The sequence below is a fragment of the Roseivivax sp. GX 12232 genome (genome assembly GCF_021272185.1).
Taxonomy (GTDB): Bacteria; Pseudomonadota; Alphaproteobacteria; order Rhodobacterales; family Rhodobacteraceae; genus Roseivivax.
Map to the genome: position 1 here is coordinate 836,401 of NZ_JAJSEC010000001.1, position 17,892 is coordinate 854,292.

General features: G+C 65.9%; 13 protein-coding genes and 1 tRNA gene. 5 read left to right on the forward strand and 9 right to left on the reverse strand.

The genetic code is table 11. The annotated features are described in order from the left end of the window. Positions 1–254: 254 nt before the first annotated feature. From rpoC to secE, 8 genes are all read right to left on the reverse strand, one after another. On the reverse strand, positions 255–4,496 hold the full coding sequence (rpoC, locus tag LR948_RS03880) for a DNA-directed RNA polymerase subunit beta' (RefSeq protein WP_232752598.1): 4,242 nt from the start codon (positions 4,494–4,496) through the stop codon (positions 255–257). A gap of 121 nt (positions 4,497–4,617) precedes the next feature. Continuing rightward, entirely contained in the window at positions 4,618–8,757 is a 4,140-nt protein-coding gene (gene rpoB / locus LR948_RS03885) for a DNA-directed RNA polymerase subunit beta (RefSeq protein WP_232752599.1), read from the reverse strand. 260 nt (positions 8,758–9,017) lie between these two features. Then, the gene (gene rplL, locus LR948_RS03890; protein WP_232752600.1) at positions 9,018–9,401 is read right to left on the reverse strand and encodes a 50S ribosomal protein L7/L12; all 384 of its coding nucleotides are present in this window, start codon (positions 9,399–9,401) and stop codon (positions 9,018–9,020) included. 72 nt (positions 9,402–9,473) lie between these two features. Continuing rightward, on the reverse strand, positions 9,474–9,992 hold the full coding sequence (gene rplJ / locus LR948_RS03895; RefSeq protein ID WP_232752639.1) for a 50S ribosomal protein L10: 519 nt from the start codon (positions 9,990–9,992) through the stop codon (positions 9,474–9,476). Positions 9,993–11,313: 1,321 nt separating this feature from the next. Beyond that, positions 11,314–12,012, reverse strand: a complete 699-nt coding sequence (gene rplA, locus LR948_RS03900) for a 50S ribosomal protein L1 (RefSeq protein WP_232752601.1) — start codon at positions 12,010–12,012, stop codon at positions 11,314–11,316. A 2-nt stretch (positions 12,013–12,014) separates the two neighbouring features. Continuing rightward, entirely contained in the window at positions 12,015–12,464 is a 450-nt protein-coding gene (gene rplK / locus LR948_RS03905; protein ID WP_232752602.1) for a 50S ribosomal protein L11, read from the reverse strand. A 346-nt stretch (positions 12,465–12,810) separates the two neighbouring features. After that, positions 12,811–13,344 carry a transcription termination/antitermination protein NusG gene (gene nusG / locus LR948_RS03910; RefSeq protein ID WP_232752603.1) on the reverse strand — a complete coding sequence of 178 codons (534 nt, stop codon included), beginning with the start codon at positions 13,342–13,344 and terminating at the stop codon, positions 12,811–12,813. 150 nt (positions 13,345–13,494) lie between these two features. Then, on the reverse strand, positions 13,495–13,695 hold the full coding sequence (secE, locus tag LR948_RS03915) for a preprotein translocase subunit SecE (RefSeq protein WP_232752604.1): 201 nt from the start codon (positions 13,693–13,695) through the stop codon (positions 13,495–13,497). Between the two features lie 1,329 nt (positions 13,696–15,024). Between secE and LR948_RS03920 the strand changes: the two genes are divergently transcribed. After that, positions 15,025–15,606, forward strand: coding sequence for a hypothetical protein (locus LR948_RS03920; protein ID WP_232752605.1), 582 nt, complete (start codon positions 15,025–15,027; stop codon positions 15,604–15,606). 362 nt (positions 15,607–15,968) lie between these two features. Here the strand turns inward: LR948_RS03920 and LR948_RS03925 are convergent. Then, positions 15,969–16,044: transfer RNA gene (locus LR948_RS03925), tRNA-Trp, on the reverse strand. Positions 16,045–16,521: 477 nt separating this feature from the next. Here LR948_RS03925 and LR948_RS03930 point away from each other — a divergent pair. From LR948_RS03930 to LR948_RS03945, 4 genes are all read left to right on the forward strand, one after another. Next, entirely contained in the window at positions 16,522–16,749 is a 228-nt protein-coding gene (locus tag LR948_RS03930; protein ID WP_232752606.1) for a hypothetical protein, read from the forward strand. Between the two features lie 85 nt (positions 16,750–16,834). Continuing rightward, positions 16,835–17,062, forward strand: a complete 228-nt coding sequence (locus LR948_RS03935) for a hypothetical protein (RefSeq protein WP_232752607.1) — start codon at positions 16,835–16,837, stop codon at positions 17,060–17,062. Positions 17,063–17,163: 101 nt separating this feature from the next. Further along, positions 17,164–17,391: a hypothetical protein gene (locus tag LR948_RS03940; protein WP_232752608.1), complete on the forward strand. Its 228-nt coding sequence runs from the start codon at positions 17,164–17,166 to the stop codon at positions 17,389–17,391. A gap of 102 nt (positions 17,392–17,493) precedes the next feature. Beyond that, entirely contained in the window at positions 17,494–17,721 is a 228-nt protein-coding gene (locus LR948_RS03945; RefSeq protein ID WP_232752609.1) for a hypothetical protein, read from the forward strand. Positions 17,722–17,892 lie beyond the last annotated feature (171 nt).

Consider the following 17,892-nt stretch of genomic DNA (forward strand, 5'->3'; position numbering starts at 1 on the left):
CCCCACACGCCGATTTCTGAACCGCGGGCCGGTGTCCGCGCCCCCGGGGCCCCGTGCCTGCGCGGATCTCGCGTCACAGCACCACCGCTCCTGACCCGTCGTAGCCGCAGCGACCGCCCCCCTGCCCCGTCGCTCCTGACCACGCACGGCCCGCAGCGAGTGCCCCGGCCCCTACACACACCTCAACCCCGCCAACGAAAAAGGCCCCCGGCGATCCGCCGGGGGCCTTTTTCTGTTTCTCTCTCGCGCGGCGCTTACTCGCGGCTTTCCGAGGTGTCCTCGATCACCGTGTCGAGGCTCTCGCCACCGGCGAGATCCTCGGCCGGGGCGGCGAGGCGGGCGGCCTCTTCGGCCTCCGCCCGGCGCGCCTCGATCACCACGTTGTCTCGGTCCGAGGCGACCTTCTCGACGCGGTTGATCGCGCCGCCGGTGCCTGCCGGGATCAGCCGGCCCACGATCACGTTTTCCTTCAGACCCAGGAGGTTATCCACCTTGCCCTGCACCGAGGCCTCGGTGAGCACGCGGGTGGTCTCCTGGAAGGAGGCCGCCGAGATGAAGGACCGGGTCTGCAGCGAAGCCTTGGTGATGCCGAGCAGGATCGGCTCGCCCTTGGCCAGGCGCCCGCCCTTCTTCTCGGCCTTGGCGTTGGCCTCGTCGAACTCGATCTTGTCGACATGCTCGCCCTTGAGGAGCGTGGTGTCGCCGCTGTCGAGGATCTCCCACTTCTGCAGCATCTGCCGGACGATGACCTCGACGTGCTTGTCGTTGATCTTCACGCCCTGCAGCCGGTAGACGTCCTGGACCTCGTTGATCATGTAGTTCGCCAGCGCCTCGACACCCATGATCGACAGGATGTCATGCGGCGCGGGGTTGCCGTCCATGATGTAGTCGCCCTTCTGGACGTAATCGCCTTCGACCACCGGAATATGCTTGCCCTTGGGGATCATGTATTCCTTGGGATCGAGGTTCTCGTCCGCCGGCTCGATGGTGATACGGCGCTTGTTCTTGTAGTCCTTGCCGAAGCGCACGTAGCCGTCGATTTCCGCGATGATGGCGTGGTCCTTCGGACGGCGTGCCTCGAAGAGCTCGGCCACACGCGGCAGACCGCCGGTGATGTCCTTGGTCTTCGCGCCCTCGCGCGGGATCCGCGCCACGACGTCGCCGGCCTTGACCGACTCGCCGTCCTCGCAGGAGAGGATCGCATCCACCGACATCGGGTAGGTGACCGGGTTGCCCTGGTCGTTGCGCACCGGCTCGCCGTTCTCGTCCTGAAGGATGATCTCGGGCTTGAGCTCGTTGCCCTTGGGCGCGGCGCGCCAGTCGGTCACGATCTTCTGGCTCATGCCGGTGGCTTCGTCGGTCTCCTCGCGGACGGCGACGCCGTTCACCAGGTCGACGTGACGGGCCACACCGTCCTTCTCGGCGATGATCGGCAGGGTGTAGGGGTCCCACTCGAAGAGCTTGTCACCGCGCTCGATGTCCTGGCCTTCCTGGACGAAGAGCTTGGTGCCGTAGCCGACCTTGTGGCTGGCGCGCTCGGCGCCATCCTCACCGACGATGCGGATCTTCATGTTGCGGCCCATGACCAGAAGGTCACCGGCTGCGCTCACCAGCGTGTTCGGGTTCTCGTATTCGATCTTGCCCGACTGCGAGGCCTCCAGGAAGCTCTGCTGGCCACCCTGGGCGACGCCGCCGATGTGGAAGGTCCGCATGGTCAGCTGGGTGCCCGGCTCGCCGATCGACTGCGCCGCGATGATGCCCACGGCCTCGCCGGTGTTGACCATGGTGCCGCGCGCAAGGTCACGCCCGTAGCACATGGCGCAGACACCCTCTTCGGCGTCGCAGGTCAGCGGCGAGCGGATGCGCGCGTTCTGGACCGCGGCCTCCTCGATGGCATCCGAGGTGCGCTCGTCGATGAGCTGGCCTTCCTTGACCAGGACCTCGTCGGTGCCCGGCTTCAGGATGTCCTCGGCCGCGACGCGGCCCAGCAGGCGCTCGCCGAGCGAGGCCACCACCTCACCGTCGGAGATCGCCGCCTCGGCGGTAATCGACCGGTCGGTGCCGCAGTCGTGCAGACGCACGATGCAATCCTGCGCCACGTCCACCAGGCGGCGGGTCAGGTAACCCGAGTTCGCCGTCTTCAACGCGGTGTCCGACAGACCCTTCCGGGCGCCGTGCGTCGAGTTGAAGTATTCAAGAACGGTCAGACCTTCCTTGAAGTTCGAGATGATCGGCGTCTCGATGATGTCGCCGTTCGGCTTGGCCATCAGGCCGCGCATGCCGCCCAGCTGCTTCATCTGGGTCACCGAGCCACGGGCGCCGGAGTGGGCCATCATGTAGACCGAGTTCGGCTCTGCCTCGGCGCCGTTCTCGTCGGTCTTGGCCGCCGAGATGGTCGACATCATCGCCTCGGTCACCTTGTCGTTGCACTTCGACCAGGCGTCCACAACCTTGTTGTACTTCTCACCCTGGGTGATCAGGCCGTCCATGTACTGCTGTTCGAAGTCCTTGACCTGCTCGCGGGTCTCTTCGACGATCGACCACTTGTCCTGCGGAATGACCATGTCGTCCTTGCCGAAGGAGATGCCCGCGCGGAACGCCTCCTTGAAGCCCATGGACATGATCTGGTCGCAGAAGATCACCGATTCCTTCTGGCCGCAGTAGCGGTAGACGGTGTCGATGACGCGCTGCACGTCCTTCTTCCGCAGAAGCGTGTTGACCAGCTCGAAGGGGGCCTTGGTGTTGAGCGGCAGAAGCGCGCCCAGGCGCACGCGGCCCGGCGTGGTCTCGTAGCGGCGGATGACCTCCTGGCCTTCGTCGTCGATCTGCTTCACGCGGCAGTGGATCTTGGCGTGCAGATGCACCTCGCCCGCGTTCAGCGCGTGTTCGACCTCTTCCACCGAGCCGAAGACCATGTCCTCGCCCTTCATGCCTTCGCGCATGATGGTGGTGTAGTAGAGACCCAGGATCATGTCCTGCGACGGCACGATGATCGGCGCGCCGTTGGCCGGCGACAGCACGTTGTTCGTGGACATCATCAGGACCCGCGCCTCGAGCTGCGCCTCGAGCGAGAGCGGCACGTGCACGGCCATCTGGTCACCGTCGAAGTCGGCGTTGAAGGCCGAGCAGACGAGCGGGTGCAGCTGGATCGCCTTGCCCTCGATGAGGACCGGCTCGAAGGCCTGGATGCCCAGGCGGTGCAGGGTCGGCGCGCGGTTCAGCAGCACCGGGTGCTCGCGGATCACCTCGTCGAGGATGTCCCAGACCTCGGGGCGCTCTTTCTCGACGAGCTTCTTGGCCTGTTTCACCGTCGAGGAAAGGCCCTTGGCCTCGAGCCGCGAGTAGATGAAGGGCTTGAACAGCTCGAGCGCCATCTTCTTCGGCAGGCCGCACTGGTGCAGCTTCAGCTCCGGGCCGGTCACGATGACCGAACGGCCCGAGAAGTCCACGCGCTTGCCGAGCAGGTTCTGACGGAACCGGCCCTGCTTGCCCTTGAGCATGTCCGAGAGCGACTTCAGCGGGCGCTTGTTGGCGCCGGTGATGACGCGGCCGCGGCGGCCGTTGTCGAACAGAGCGTCGACGGATTCCTGCAGCATCCGCTTCTCGTTGCGGACGATGATGTCCGGCGCGCGCAGTTCGATCAGGCGCTTGAGGCGGTTGTTGCGGTTGATCACCCGGCGATAGAGGTCGTTCAGGTCCGAGGTCGCGAAGCGGCCGCCGTCCAGCGGAACCAGCGGGCGCAGTTCCGGCGGAATGACCGGGATCACGGTCATGATCATCCACTCGGGGCGGTTGCCGCTCTCGAGGAAGTTCTCGACCACTTTCAGACGCTTGATGATCTTCTTGGGCTTCAGTTCGCCGGTGGCTTCCTTCAGCTCCTCGCGCAGCTGCTCGGCCTCGGCCTCGAGGTCGATCTGCGACAGCATCTCGCGGATCGCCTCGGCGCCGATATTGGCGGTGAAGGCGTCCATGCCGTACTGGTCCTGCGCGTCGAGGAACTCGTCCTCGGTCATCAGCTGGCCGTAGGTCAGGTCGGTCAGGCCCGGCTCGATCACGACGTAGTTCTCGAAGTAGAGAATCCGCTCGAGGTCGCGCAGGGTCATGTCCAGCATCAGGCCGATGCGCGAGGGCAGCGACTTCAGGAACCAGATGTGGGCGCAGGGCGCGGCCAGCTCGATGTGGCCCATGCGCTCGCGGCGCACCTTCTGGAGGGTGACCTCGACGCCGCATTTCTCGCAGACGACGCCGCGATACTTCATGCGCTTGTACTTGCCGCAGAGGCACTCGTAGTCCTTGATCGGGCCGAAGATGCGCGCGCAGAACAACCCGTCACGCTCGGGCTTGAACGTGCGGTAGTTGATCGTCTCGGGCTTCTTGATCTCGCCGAAGGACCAGCTGAGGATCCGTTCGGGCGACGCGAGCGACACCTTGATCTCGTCAAAGGCCTTTTGCGGGGTCAGCGGGTTGAACGGGTTGTTGGTGATTTCCTGGTTCATCTCAAATCCTCAAAGTTCAGAGGGTGCGGGGGGGAGGAGCGGCGGGAATTTTCGTGAAATTCCAGCCGGTTTCCGCGCGGAAACCGGGGCGGGGCCAGGGGCCCCGCGCCGGGGGAGCGCGTCACTCCTCGTCTTCCTCCGCATCCAGGAGTTCCATGTTGAGGCCCAGACCCCGGACCTCCTTGACGAGCACGTTGAACGATTCCGGCACTCCGGCCTCGAAGTTGTCCTCGCCCTTGACGATCGACTCGTAGACCTTGGTCCGGCCTGCCACGTCGTCGGACTTCACCGTCAGCATTTCCTGCAGGGTGTAGGCCGCGCCGTAGGCTTCCAGGGCCCAGACCTCCATCTCGCCGAAGCGCTGACCGCCGAACTGCGCCTTGCCGCCGAGCGGCTGCTGCGTGACCAGGCTGTAGGGGCCGGTCGAGCGCGCGTGGATCTTGTCGTCCACCAGGTGGTGCAGCTTCAGCAGGTACTTCACGCCGACGGTCACCGGCCGTGCGAACTGCTCGCCCGTGCGCCCGTCGAAGAGGATCGACTGGCCGCTCTCGTCAAAGCCCGCGCGGGTCAGCGCGTCGTTGACGTCGGGCTCTTTCGCACCGTCGAAGACCGGGGTGGCGATCGGCACACCGCGGGTCACATTGGCGGCCGCCTCGAGCAGGCGCTGCTCGTCCATGTCCTTGATGCCCTCGTCGTAGACATCATCGCCATAGGCGTTGTGCATGGCTTCGCGGACCGGCGTCAGGTCGCCCGAACGGCGGTAGTCCTGCAGCGCCTCGTCGACCTTGATGCCGAGGCCGCGCGCGGCCCAGCCCATGTGGGTCTCGAGGATCTGACCGACGTTCATCCGGCTCGGCACGCCGAGCGGGTTGAGGCAGAAGTCGACCGGCGTGCCGTCGCCGAGGAACGGCATGTCCTCGATCGGCACGACGCGGCTGATGACGCCCTTGTTGCCGTGACGGCCGGCCATCTTGTCGCCCGGCTGCAGCTTGCGCTTCACCGCGACGAAGACCTTGACCATCTTCATCACGCCCGGCGGCAGGTCGTCGCCCCGGCGCACCTTCTCGACCTTGTCGTCGAAGCGGGCGTCGAGCGCGCGCTTCTGCGCCTCGTACTGCTCGTTCAGGGCCTCGACGTGCTTGGCGTCCTCTTCCTCGCCGAGGGCGAGCTGCCACCACTGACCGCGGGTCAGGCTGTCCAGCAGCTCCTCGGTGATCTCGGAGTTGGCCTTCACGCCCTTGGGACCCTTCACCGCGGTCTTGCCGAGGATCATGGTCTTGAGACGCGCGTAGATGTTGCGGTCGAGGATCGCCAGCTCGTCGTCGCGGTCGCGCGCCAGCTGTTCGATCTCTTCACGCTCGATCTGCAGCGCGCGCTCGTCCTTCTCGACGCCGTGACGGTTGAAGACGCGGACCTCCACGACGGTGCCGTAGTCGCCCGGCTTCACGCGCAGCGAGGTGTCGCGCACGTCCGAGGCCTTCTCGCCGAAGATGGCGCGGAGCAGTTTCTCCTCCGGCGTCATCGGGCTTTCGCCCTTCGGCGTGATCTTACCCACGAGGATGTCGCCCGGCTCCACGTCGGCGCCGATGTAGACGATGCCCGCCTCGTCGAGGTTGCGGAGCGCTTCCTCGCCGACGTTGGGGATGTCGCGGGTGATCTCTTCCGGCCCGAGCTTGGTGTCGCGCGCCGCCACTTCGAATTCCTCGATGTGCACGGAGGTGAACACGTCGTCCTGCGCGATGCGCTCGGAGATCAGGATCGAGTCCTCGTAGTTGTAGCCGTTCCAGGGCATGAAGGCGACGATGACGTTCTTGCCGAGCGCCAGTTCCCCCATGTCGGTGGAGGGACCGTCGGCGATCACTTCGCCCTTCTCGACCTGCTGGCCCACCGTCACCTGGGGACGCTGGTTGATGCAGGTGTTCTGGTTCGAGCGCTGGAACTTGCGCAGGCGGTAGATGTCGACGCCCGGGTCGCCGGGCTCGAGATCTTCCGTCGCGCGGACCACGATGCGCATTGCGTCGACCTGGTCGATCACGCCGCCGCGGCGGGCCATGATCGCCGCACCGGAGTCACGGGCGACGATGCCCTCGATGCCGGTGCCGACCAGCGGCGCCTCGGAGCGCAGCGTCGGCACGGCCTGCCGCTGCATGTTCGAGCCCATCAGCGCGCGGTTCGCGTCGTCGTTCTCGAGGAACGGGATCAGCGAGGCCGCGACCGAGACCAGCTGCTTCGGCGAGACGTCGATCAGGTCGACGTCACCCGAGGGCGCCAGCGTGTAGTCGCCCGCCTGGCGGGTGTTGACCAGCTCGTTGACGAACTTGCCGCTCTCGTCGAGCACGGCGTTGGCCTGCGCGATGGTGTGGCGCATCTCCTCGGTGGCGGACATGTAGCGGACCTCGTCCGTCACCTGCCCTTCGTTGACCACGCGGTAGGGGGTCTCGATGAAGCCGTACTTGTTCACCCGCGCGAAGGTGGCGAGCGAGTTGATCAGGCCGATGTTCGGACCTTCCGGCGTCTCGATCGGGCACATCCGGCCGTAGTGCGTCGGATGCACGTCGCGGACCTCGAAGCCGGCGCGTTCGCGGGTCAGACCGCCGGGCCCGAGGGCCGAGAGGCGGCGCTTGTGCGTCACTTCCGACAGCGGGTTGGTCTGGTCCATGAACTGCGACAGCTGCGAGGAGCCGAAGAACTCGCGCACCGCGGCGGCGGCGGGCTTGGCGTTGATCAGGTCCTGCGGCATGACCGTGTCGATCTCGACCGAGGACATGCGCTCCTTGATGGCGCGCTCCATGCGCAGCAGACCCACGCGGTATTGGTTCTCCATCAGCTCGCCGACCGAGCGCACCCGGCGGTTGCCGAGGTGGTCGATGTCGTCGACCTCGCCCTTGCCGTCGCGCAGTTCCACCAGCGCCTTGATGCAGGCGACGATGTCCTCGCGGTCCAGCGTGCGCTGGGTGTCGGGCTTCTCGAGCGCGAGACGCATGTTCATCTTCACCCGGCCGACGGCCGAGAGGTCATACCGCTCGCCGTCGAAGAACAGCGTGTCGAAGAGCGCCGAGGCGGCCTCGACCGTGGGCGGCTCGCCCGGACGCATGACGCGGTAGATGTCCATGAGCGCGCTTTCGCGGTTCATGTTCTTGTCCTGCGCCATGGTGTTCCGCATGTACGGACCCACGTTGATGTTATCGATGTCGAGGACCGGGATCTCGGTCACGCCGGCATCCATCAGCTCCTTGAGGGTGCCGCCGGTCACTTCGCCGTCCTTGTCGACGGTCCAGGTCAGCTCGTCGCCGGCCTCGACGTAGATCGCGCCGGTCTCCTCGTTGATGATGTCCTTGGCGACGAACTTGCCGACGATATGGTCGAAGGGCACCAGCAGGTTCTCGACCTTGCCCTCGTCCTTGAGCTTCTTGACCGCGCGGGGCGTGACCTTCTTGCCCGCCTCGGCGATCACCTCGCCGGTGCCCGCGTCCACGAGGTCATAGGTCGGCCGCGTGCCGCGCACCCGGTCGGGGAAGAACTTGGTGACCCAGCCCTTGCCCTTGTCGAGGCTGAAGTCGACCGTGTTGTAATAGGCGTCCATGATCGCTTCCTGGTCGAGACCAAGCGCGTAGAGGAGCGTGGTCACGGGAAGCTTCCGGCGGCGGTCGATGCGCGCGAAGACGATGTCCTTGGCGTCGAACTCGAAGTCCAGCCAGGAGCCGCGGTAGGGAATGATGCGGCAGGCGAACAGCAGCTTGCCCGAGGAATGCGTCTTGCCCTTGTCATGGTCGAAGAAGACGCCCGGCGAGCGGTGCATCTGGGAGACGATCACCCGCTCGGTGCCGTTGACGATGAAGGTGCCGTTGGGCGTCATCAGGGGCATGTCGCCCATGAAGACGTCCTGCTCCTTGATGTCCTTGACCGACTTGGCGCCCGTGTCCTCGTCGACATCGAAGACGATCAGCCGCAGGGTGACCTTCAGCGGAGCGGAATAGGTCATGTCGCGCTGCTGGCATTCGTCGACGTCGTACTTCGGCTTCTCGAGCTCGTAGTCGACGAACTCGAGCACCGCGGTCTCGTTGAAGTCCTTGATCGGGAAGACCGACTGGAACACGCCCTTGATGCCCTCGCCGTCGACGGGGGCAGGCTGGTCGCCGGATTTCAGGAACAGATCGTAGGACCGCTTCTGGACCTCGATCAGGTTCGGCATCTCCTGCACTTCGCGGATCTTGCCGTAATATTTGCGAAGACGTTTCTGGCCAAGGAAGGATTGCGCCATGGTCGCTTGTCACCTTTCAGTGTCTCTTCCGAGCGCGGGCCCGTCGGGCTCCGGGCGCGCGCTCAACCGAGAAGGAAAGCTTCGATCCATTCCCGGCCCCTGTCCCACCAGAAGCCTCCCGATCGAAGAAGCCTTGCCTGAGAAAAGCCCCGGCTCACCAAGGGGCCTCTCTGAGACAGGCTTGGCTGGACCCGGATTTCTCCGGATCCAGCCGAAAGCGTGTCGCGGTCGGAAGCGGCGCGAACCGCCTCCGCGCCGGATTACTTGAGCTCGATTTCCGCGCCTGCGTCTTCGAGCTTCTTCTTGATCTCTTCGGCTTCGTCCTTGGAGACCTGCTCCTTGACGGCTTTGCCGCCGGCTTCGACCAGTTCCTTGGCTTCCTTGAGGCCAAGGCCGGTGATGCCGCGAACTTCCTTGATCACGTTGATCTTGGATGCGCCGGCCGACTTCAGGATGACGTCGAATTCGGTCTGCTCTTCGGCAGCCGCGCCGCCTGCGTCGCCACCGGCGCCGCCTGCGACCATCACGGCACCGCCGGAGGCGGGCTCGATGTCGTATTCATCCTTGAGGATGGTCTTGAGTTCCTGGGCTTCGAGAAGCGTCAGGTTGACGATTTCTTCTGCGAGTTTCTTCAGATCAGCCATTGTGACTTCTTTCCGTAACTAGATGTGTCCCAACGTGCGGTTTGCAACCCCACGATGATCTGCATGGATGCCTTAAGCCGCTTCGGCCTTTTCCTCGATCGTGGAAAGGATGGAAGCGATGTTCGAAGCAGGCGCGCCGATCGCACCGGCGATGTTCGAAGCGGGTGCCCCGATGCAGCTCGCAATCTGAGCGATAAGCTCGTCGCGCGAGGGCATCTTCGACACGGCTTCGACACCGGCCCGGTCCAGATGGTCGCCACCCATGGCACCGCCGAGGATCTGCAGCTTGGCATTATCCTTGGCGAAATCCTCGACCACCTTGGCGGCTGCCACGGGGTCTTCGGAATAGGTGAGGACCGTCATGCCCTCGAGGTATTGCGTGATGCTTTCGCACTGCTTGCCCTCGAGAGCGATCTTTGCGAGCCGGTTCTTGGCGACGCGGACGGAAGCACCGGCATCGCGCGCGCGACCCCGGAGATCCTGCATCTGGGCAACCGTGAGACCTTCGTAGTGGGCAACCACCACAACGCCAGAGCTTTCGAAGATCTGGCCGAGTTCCTCGACCACTTTCTCTTTCTGGGCTCTATCCACAGTTTCACTCCAATTCATGGAGGGTTTCCCCTCCGGCTCTTTTTGCTGGACCTCGAAAGGTCCGGCGGTCAGGTCCGAACGGGGTGTCGCAATCGCTGATCCGACGCTTCGCGAAGCGCAGGATCGAAATGCTCTTCCCGTCTCAGGCAGGATTTACCGGCACAGGGCCGACCCACCGTCTCGGACGAAACGAGGGCTCCCGCGAATCGCACAGGCGCCCTCGAACCCTGCGTGTAGTGAATTTCCGGAAAATTGCCAAGGGGCCGATGGCGGAAAACCGCGACCGACCTCGGGGAAGCCCGGAAAGTCTGCCCTGCGGGGGCGGAGCGGTCAAGAGGTGGGGGGTGGGCTGTAGGCTGGGGTGTGGGGTTGGGGGCGGCGTGGGGCGGGCTGTGGGCTGAGGTGTGGGGTTGAGGATGTGATCTCGGAAACCGAGCGCCGATCGGAGCGCACCGGCCACGACCAGTGTCACTCGGGCAGCAAGAGCCGCCAAGACCAGCTCGGCCCCTCGCGCCTTTCTCCGAAGACCGCCAAGCGCCAGTGACCGAGGCCCCCACCCTCACAAAGAGCCCCCTCCCCGCTCAACGCTCTCGCACCAGAGGGCGCGCACCGGACCGGGGGCCGGCGCTTTCGACCTCTGAGCCGAGCACTTTATCCCAACAAGGTCAGGGCTGGCGGCGATCTAAGCACGCCACCCCAAGGAGCGCCGGCCCAAGGGGCCGGTCCGGCGCGCGCCCGGCACCTTCGGTGCTATTCGGGCGCAAGGAAGCGCGCGGGGTTATTGGCGCTGCATCTTCGTTGCCCTTCGGACGCAAGCGGGCGCTTTGGCGCCAGCGTGGCGTCCAACTGAGAGGTTTGATCAACGCGCTGTCGCCTTGTGCCGCCCCACCACCCTCTCCACCAGCTCGACAGAGGGTGCGCGCCGGACCGGGGGCCGGCGCTGCTGACCTCTGAGCAGAGCGCTTTATCCCGACAAGGTCAGGACTAGAGGCAAGCTATGCACGCCACCCCAAGGAGCGCCGGCCCATAGGGCCGCTCCGGCGCGCGCCCGGCATCTTCGATGCTATTCGGGCGCAAGGGAAGCGTGGGTGAGAGTGGGCACGGAGAGCCAGGCGCCAGATCCGCTTTCGGCAGCGGCCGAGTGCTCGCCGCTCTCACCGCTCCGGGGAATAATAGGTGCTGAGACATACCACGCGCTTCAAAGCCGTGAAGAACGCCCCGGCACCAACGTCACCCCCCAAGACCCCCTCCCCCGCACAAACAAAAACGGGCGGCCCCGAAGGACCGCCCGCCTCATCTCTATCCTGACGAACCCGAGGGCTCAGTTGCCGGTGGCGTTCGAGATGTCCACGGTCACGCCGGGGCCCATGGTCGACGACAGGAACACCTTCTTCATGTAGGTGCCCTTGGCGCCGGCCGGCTTGGCCTTGGAGACCGCGTCCACGAAGGCGCGCACGTTCTCGACCAGCTTGGCCTCGTCGAAGGAGACCTTGCCCACGCCCGCGTGCACGACGCCGGCCTTCTCGGCCTTGAACTGGACCTGGCCGCCCTTGGCCGCCTCGATGGCTTCCTTGACGTCCATGGTCACGGTGCCGACCTTGGGGTTCGGCATCAGGTTGCGCGGGCCGAGGATCTTACCCAGGCGGCCGACGACGGGCATCATGTCCGGGGTCGCGATGCAGCGATCGAACTCGATGGTGCCGTTCTGGATGGTCTCCATAAGGTCTTCCGCGCCGACGATGTCCGCGCCGGCTTCCTTGGCCTCGTCGGCCTTGGCGCCGCGGGCGAAGACAGCCACGCGCACGGTCTTGCCGGTGCCGTTCGGCAGGCCGACGACGCCGCGGACCATCTGGTCGGCGTGGCGCGGGTCGACGCCGAGGTTCATCGCGATCTCGAGCGTCTGGTCGAACTTCGTCTTGGCGTTCGCCTTGATCAGCGAGACGGCTTCCTCGACGGTCAGGTTTTCCTTGCCGGCGAAGGCCTCACGCGCGGCGCGGGTGCGTTTTCCGAGCATTGCCATGTTCACTTCACCTCGATACCCATGGACTTCGCCGAGCCCAGAACGATTTTCATTGCGCTTTCGACATCGGTTGCCGAGAGGTCGCGCATCTTGGCTTCGGCGATCTCGCGCACCTGCTTGCGGGTGACGGTCGCCACGGTCTCGCGACCGGGCTTCTCGGCGCCGCGGGGACGGTTGCGCTTGCCGACCGGCTTCAGGCCCGCGGCCTTCTTCAGGTAATAAGACGCCGGCGGCGTCTTGATTTCCATCGTGAAGGACTTGTCCTGGTAGTAGGTGATCAGCGTCGGGCAGGGGGCGCCCTGCTCCATCTCCTGCGTCTTGGCGTTGAACGCCTTGCAGAATTCCATGATGTTGATGCCACGCTGACCGAGCGCGGGGCCGACCGGCGGGCTCGGGTTTGCCTGGCCTGCAGGGATCTGCAGCTTCATCGTGCCAGCAAGCTTCTTGGCCATTTGGCGTCTCCTTTGTTCCAACTGCCGCGGGACGCGTCCCTCGGCACTGATGTTGTGTGGTCTGGTCCGGACGGCGCGCCGTCCTCGCCTCCCACAACGGAAGCCGTCCCGGGCTCCGGGACAGGTCGCGCGGATACACCCCTGTCCGGGATTCGGCAAGCCTTGATCTGGGAGAGGGGTTCCGGGCGCGCGGCCCGGGTGGGCAATGGCTGTCTGCGGGCGCTCTCTCAGAGGCCGTCCGGCCCGGGCGCGCCCGCGATCATGCCATTGGGTCTGGGGGATGGCGGCGGGGCCGCCAGAACCGAGGCCCGCCGCGAAAGGCAGGCCCCGCAGGTCGCTTCGGGCCTCAGCCCTGCTTGGTCACCTGGGTGAACTCCAGCTCGACCGGGGTCTCGCGGCCGAAGATCGAGACCGAGACGCGCAGGCGCTGGTTCTCTTCGTCCACGCCCTCGACCATGCCGTCGAAGTCCTCGAAGGGGCCGTCGTTGACCTTCACCTTCTCACCGACCTCGAAGTGGATCAGCGTGCGCGGCGCTTCCTCGCCTTCCTGGACGCGGCCGAGGATCGCCTCGACCTCGGCGTCGCGCATCGGCATCGGCCGGCCCTGCGGACCGAGGAAGCCGGTCACCCGGTTGATCGAGTTGATGAGGTGATAGCCCTGGTCGGACATCTCCATGCGCACCAGCACGTAGCCCGGCATGAAGCGGCGCTCGGTGTTGACCTTCTTGCCACGGCGCACCTCGATGACCTCTTCGGTCGGCACCAGGACCTCTTCGATCCGGTCCTCGAGACCCTGCTCGGCCACCGCTGTCCGGATCTGTTCGGCGACCTTCTTCTCGAAATTCGAGAGAACGCTAACCGAATACCACCGTTTCGCCATCAGGCTCTGTCCTCATCTCGTTCCCGTCAGATCGGGGTGTCTGAATAGAAAAGCGGCGTGCAACGCGACTCATTGCACGCCCATCCCGGAAGTGCGCACCCACTACAAGTCCGCTCGACCGATTTCAAGAGCGGTCTCGCCGGGGCCGGCTCAGCCGCCGAAGACGCTCAGGATGCCCTGCAGACCGCTGCGGATGCCGAGGTCGACGAGGGCGAAGAAGATCGCCGTCAGGGTCGCCATGATGAAGACCATGACGGTCGTCAGCAGCACCTCGCGCCGGGTGGGCCAGACAACCTTGCTGACCTCGGCACGGACCTGCTGGACGAACTGCATCGGATTGGTCTTGGCCATGACGGACCTCTTTCTCGCGCTTCGCGCCGCAGATACGGCCTCCGGGCCCCGACTTCAAGCGCTTCCAGTGGGAGGCGGGGGATGGAGGGGGTTTGGGAGGGGGTGAGGGAGGCGGGCGCGTCGGCTTGTTTGCTGCAGGGCGGTCGGTTCGGACAGATGTTTTATAGCGGGGGCCATGCCCAAAACCGGTCTATCGGGACGCCGCGCCCACTGCCCTTCCCCGACACGGTGCCCCTCGGCCCGAACCAGCGCACACCGCCACAGCCACCGCCCCCGCCACAGGCCCAACAGAGGGCACGCGCCGGGCCGGGGGCCGGCGCTGCCGACGGGAGAGCTTTGCGCTTAATCCCAACAAGGTCAGGGCTAGCGATGAACGAAACGCGCCACTCCCAAGAGCGCCGGCCCAAGGGGCCGGTCCGGCGCGCGCCCGGCACCTTCGGTGCTATTCGGGCGCAAGAGGCGCAAAACTCTCCCAGATCAGGGAGAGACCTCAACGGAGCTGAGCATCACCTAGACGACGACGACTGCTCAGAAACGGGCGAACCACCTGCGCAGCCACCCAACCTTTCTACGTAGCCCATGTCCGCTCAAAACCCGCGCAACATAGGGCGCGCGCCGGACCGGGGGCCGGCGCTGCCGACCTCTGAGCTGCGCGCTTAATCCCAGCAAGGTCAGGGCTAGCGATGATCGGCGCACGCCATCCCAAGGAGCGCCGGCCCATCGGGCCGGTCCGGCGCGCGCCCGGCATCTTCGATGCTATTCGGGCGCAAGAAAGCGCTAGGGCCCAAGCGCGGCATCTTCGATGAGTTTCGGGCGCAAGAGAGCGCGACGGCACAGGGACGGATGGTGGGGTCGGAAACGTGAGGGAGGAACGATGCGCGGCCTCGGAGTCAGGCTTGAGGGCGGAGCTCGCAGCAAAGAGGCATCGCTCCGGCCACCCAGCCGCTCGCTGTCCGCCCAACCGCCAGCCATATAGCCGCTGCCCCAACCGCCGGCCACTCAGCCGCTTTGCCACCCCGCCACTCCACGCCACCAACCATCACACCTTCTTCCCCACCAATTACGCCACACCCCCTCCCCCGCCTCTCTTACACCCCACCCCTCCCCCGCCTCGCGCGTATCTAAGAAGAACGCGCCCGCGTGTGTGCCGCGCCGCGGCGATCAAGGCACCCTCAAGGCGACGTGAGATTCGCTCCGGTTTTCGCGAGGCCGGGGAACGCCGCCCGCATCTCGCCGTTCATTGTCCAGACCGGCGCAGGATAGCCCGCGCCGCCCGCCGCGACCCGGCGGGTTCGACAGACAGAGAACGGGACCGAAAGGAGTTCAGTTATGAAACGCATTCTGACCGCAACCGCCCTCACCTTTGCCGTGGCCGCACCGGCCTTTGCCGCGACCGAAGCCGAGCGCGCGCAGATCGAGACCTATCTGCCGAACGCCGACATCTCGGCCTGGAGCGACGCCGAAGTGGCCACCGCCATGAACGTCATCCGCTCGAACGAGAGCCGCTCGGAGATCACCGGTCAGCTGACCGCCCTCTATGGTGAAGGCGAAGTGTCCGGCTCGGCCATGCTGACCGAAGCCGAGGTCGCGATCCTCGACGGCTATGTCGACGGCGTGGACTACACCATGCTGCCGCAGGCCCGCGTCGACGCGGCGCTCGTGGCCGCCCAGAGCCAGATGAACGACGGCGACAAGGCGACCCGCATCGAGGCGCTGCTGATCGAGGACGACACCCCGATGAGCGACGCCAATGACGCCACCCGCGGTGAAGCGGCGCTGATCAACCAGTACGCCCCCGAGGTGGACGTGACGACGCTCAGCAACGAGGAAGTTGCCTCGGCGCTGGCGATCATCAACAGCAACGAGATGCGCGGCGACATCGAAGCCAAGCTCTCCGGCCTGCTGATGTAAGCGACCGACAAAGCGCCGCGCGGGGTCCTACCCCCGCGCGCGACGAAGAGGGCCCGCCAGTGCGCGGGCCCTTTTTCGTGTTTGGGGGGCAGGCGGTGGGGCTGGTGGGGCGTATGCGGCGCGAGGCATCGCATGCACCGGGCATCGCGGAACCACCGCCCAATGCGACCCAGCGCCCAGTGTGACCCAGCGGCCGGCGCACAAGGCGCGCGGCCTCACACCCCGCGCCGCCTCACACTCCACCCCGACGCAGCGCGCCCACTCGGCACCCTGCGACACGCACACCCGGGCGCAGCGCCCCGCACAATCACACCGCAGCGCACATCCGCACGCAGGCACACCCGATCGAACTGTCTGGAAAGTGGCAGGGGCAGCAGGGCTCGAACCCGCGACCTACGGTTTTGGAGACCGTCGCTCTACCAACTGAGCTATACCCCTATCACGACGCCTCGGATACCCTCGGCGCGGCGGGGTTTCAAGCCTCTATTCGGCCCCCGGCGGCCAAACTTTCCACCCGATTTCGTTTCAATCCGTCACGCCCGGGGCGCTCCGGCGCCGGACTGCGTGAGCGCGCAGGAGCAGGGTCGTGAGCTGTGTTTCAGTGCGCAGATGAACAGATTCTGTGAGCGCCACCATTTTGCGCTCCGCCGCCCGATCGCGCGGCGGATCCCCGCCGGGCCCCGGCAAAATCCCGCGCATAACACACTGATTTAAAATGGTTTTCAAGGATCCCGCGCCACGGAATCCGCCACCGTTTTTCAAGGGCACATCTCTGTGAGCCGGCGCGAGGATTTCCGTGATTGGCAGAGGTCCCGGGCGCTCCCCAAGTCCTGAGCACCGGACGGAAACGTTCGACCCAACCAAGGCCCTCGCGGCACAGCGCCGCCCCCGGGCAGACCCAAAAGGAGCTAGACCATGAAGACCGCAACCACCTTCGCCGCCCTCGTTCTCGCCGCAGCAACCGGCTCGGCCGCCTTCGCCGCCTCCGACGCGCAGGTCGCCCAGATCGAGAGCTTCGCCAATGTCGACATCTCGGGCCTGAGCGACGCCGAAGTGAACTCGCTGCTGAACGTCATCCACGGCGGCGACAGCATCTCCGAGAAGCGCTCGCTCGTGCAGAACCTGGTCGGCCAGTACCGCTGACCCCTCGTTCCGGCGCGCCGCGCCCCGCGGCCCGGCGCCCGGAGCTTCCTCAACAGACCGTCACATCGAACCAAGGAGACAGACCATGAAAACCGCAACCACCTTTGCCGCCCTCGTTCTCGCCACCGCCACCGGCTCCGCCGCCCTGGCCGCGACCGACGGGCAGATCGCCCAGATCGAGACCTTCGCCAATGTCAACGCCTCGGCCCTGACCGACGCCGAAGCGGCCTCCGTCCTGAACGTGATCCACGGCGGCGACAGCATCTCCGAGAAGCGCGCGCTGGTGGAGAACCTGGTCGGCAAGTACCAGTAATCCCCCGCTCCGCGCGGGCGCCGCTCCTCTCCCAAGGCGGCGCCCCGCGGGCTCTCTCCCCTTCCCTCCCTGAATCCCCATTCCTCCAAAGGAGCTTTGTCATGAAAACCGCAACCACCCTCGCCGCCCTCGTCCTCGCCACCGCCACTGGCTCCGCTGCCCTGGCCGCGACCGACGGGCAGATCGCCCAGATCGAGAACTTCGCCAATGTCGACGCCTCGGCCCTGACCGACGCCGAAGCGGCCTCCGTCCTGAACGTGATCCACGGCGGCGACAGCATCTCCGAGAAGCGCGCGCTGGTGGAGAACCTGGTCGGCAAGTACCAGTAATCCCCCCGCTCCGCGCGGGCGCCGCTTCTCTCCCAAGGCGGCGCCCCGCGGGCTCTCTCCCCTTCCCTCCCTGAATCCCCATTCCTCCAAAGGAGCTTTGTCATGAAAACCGCAACCACCTTTGCCGCCCTCGTCCTCGCCACCGCCACCGGCTCCGCCGCCCTGGCTGCGACCGACGGGCAGATCGCCCAGATCGAGAACTTCGCCAATGTCGACGCCTCGGCCCTGACTGATGCCGAAGCGGCCTCCGTCCTGAACGTGATCCACGGCGGCGACAGCATCTCCGAGAAGCGCGCGCTGGTGGAGAACCTGGTGGGCCAATACCAGTAATCTCCCGCGTTGAGACGCAAGGAAGGCCGGTCCCCTCGGGGGCCGGCCTTTTTGCTGTCCGAGGGGGTCGCGCAGAGACAGCCCCACGCAAAAGAAAAGGGCCGCGCGAGATACCCTCGCGCGGCCCCAAGTCCCTTCGCCCGGCGGCTCAGCGCCGGGCGGTAAGACGCA

Coding starts and splice junctions, on each gene's coding strand:
- secE (WP_232752604.1), bottom strand. CDS start 13,695: ATGGCCAAGACCAATCCGATGCAGTTCGTCCAGCAGGTCCGTGCCGAG.
- LR948_RS03930 (WP_232752606.1), top strand. CDS start 16,522: ATGAAGACCGCAACCACCTTCGCCGCCCTCGTTCTCGCCGCAGCAACC.
- nusG (WP_232752603.1), bottom strand. CDS start 13,344: ATGGCGAAACGGTGGTATTCGGTTAGCGTTCTCTCGAATTTCGAGAAG.
- rplA (WP_232752601.1), bottom strand. CDS start 12,012: ATGGCAATGCTCGGAAAACGCACCCGCGCCGCGCGTGAGGCCTTCGCC.
- rpoC (WP_232752598.1), bottom strand. CDS start 4,496: ATGAACCAGGAAATCACCAACAACCCGTTCAACCCGCTGACCCCGCAA.
- rplL (WP_232752600.1), bottom strand. CDS start 9,401: ATGGCTGATCTGAAGAAACTCGCAGAAGAAATCGTCAACCTGACGCTT.
- rpoB (WP_232752599.1), bottom strand. CDS start 8,757: ATGGCGCAATCCTTCCTTGGCCAGAAACGTCTTCGCAAATATTACGGC.
- LR948_RS03945 (WP_232752609.1), top strand. CDS start 17,494: ATGAAAACCGCAACCACCTTTGCCGCCCTCGTCCTCGCCACCGCCACC.
- LR948_RS03935 (WP_232752607.1), top strand. CDS start 16,835: ATGAAAACCGCAACCACCTTTGCCGCCCTCGTTCTCGCCACCGCCACC.
- rplK (WP_232752602.1), bottom strand. CDS start 12,464: ATGGCCAAGAAGCTTGCTGGCACGATGAAGCTGCAGATCCCTGCAGGC.
- LR948_RS03940 (WP_232752608.1), top strand. CDS start 17,164: ATGAAAACCGCAACCACCCTCGCCGCCCTCGTCCTCGCCACCGCCACT.
- LR948_RS03920 (WP_232752605.1), top strand. CDS start 15,025: ATGAAACGCATTCTGACCGCAACCGCCCTCACCTTTGCCGTGGCCGCA.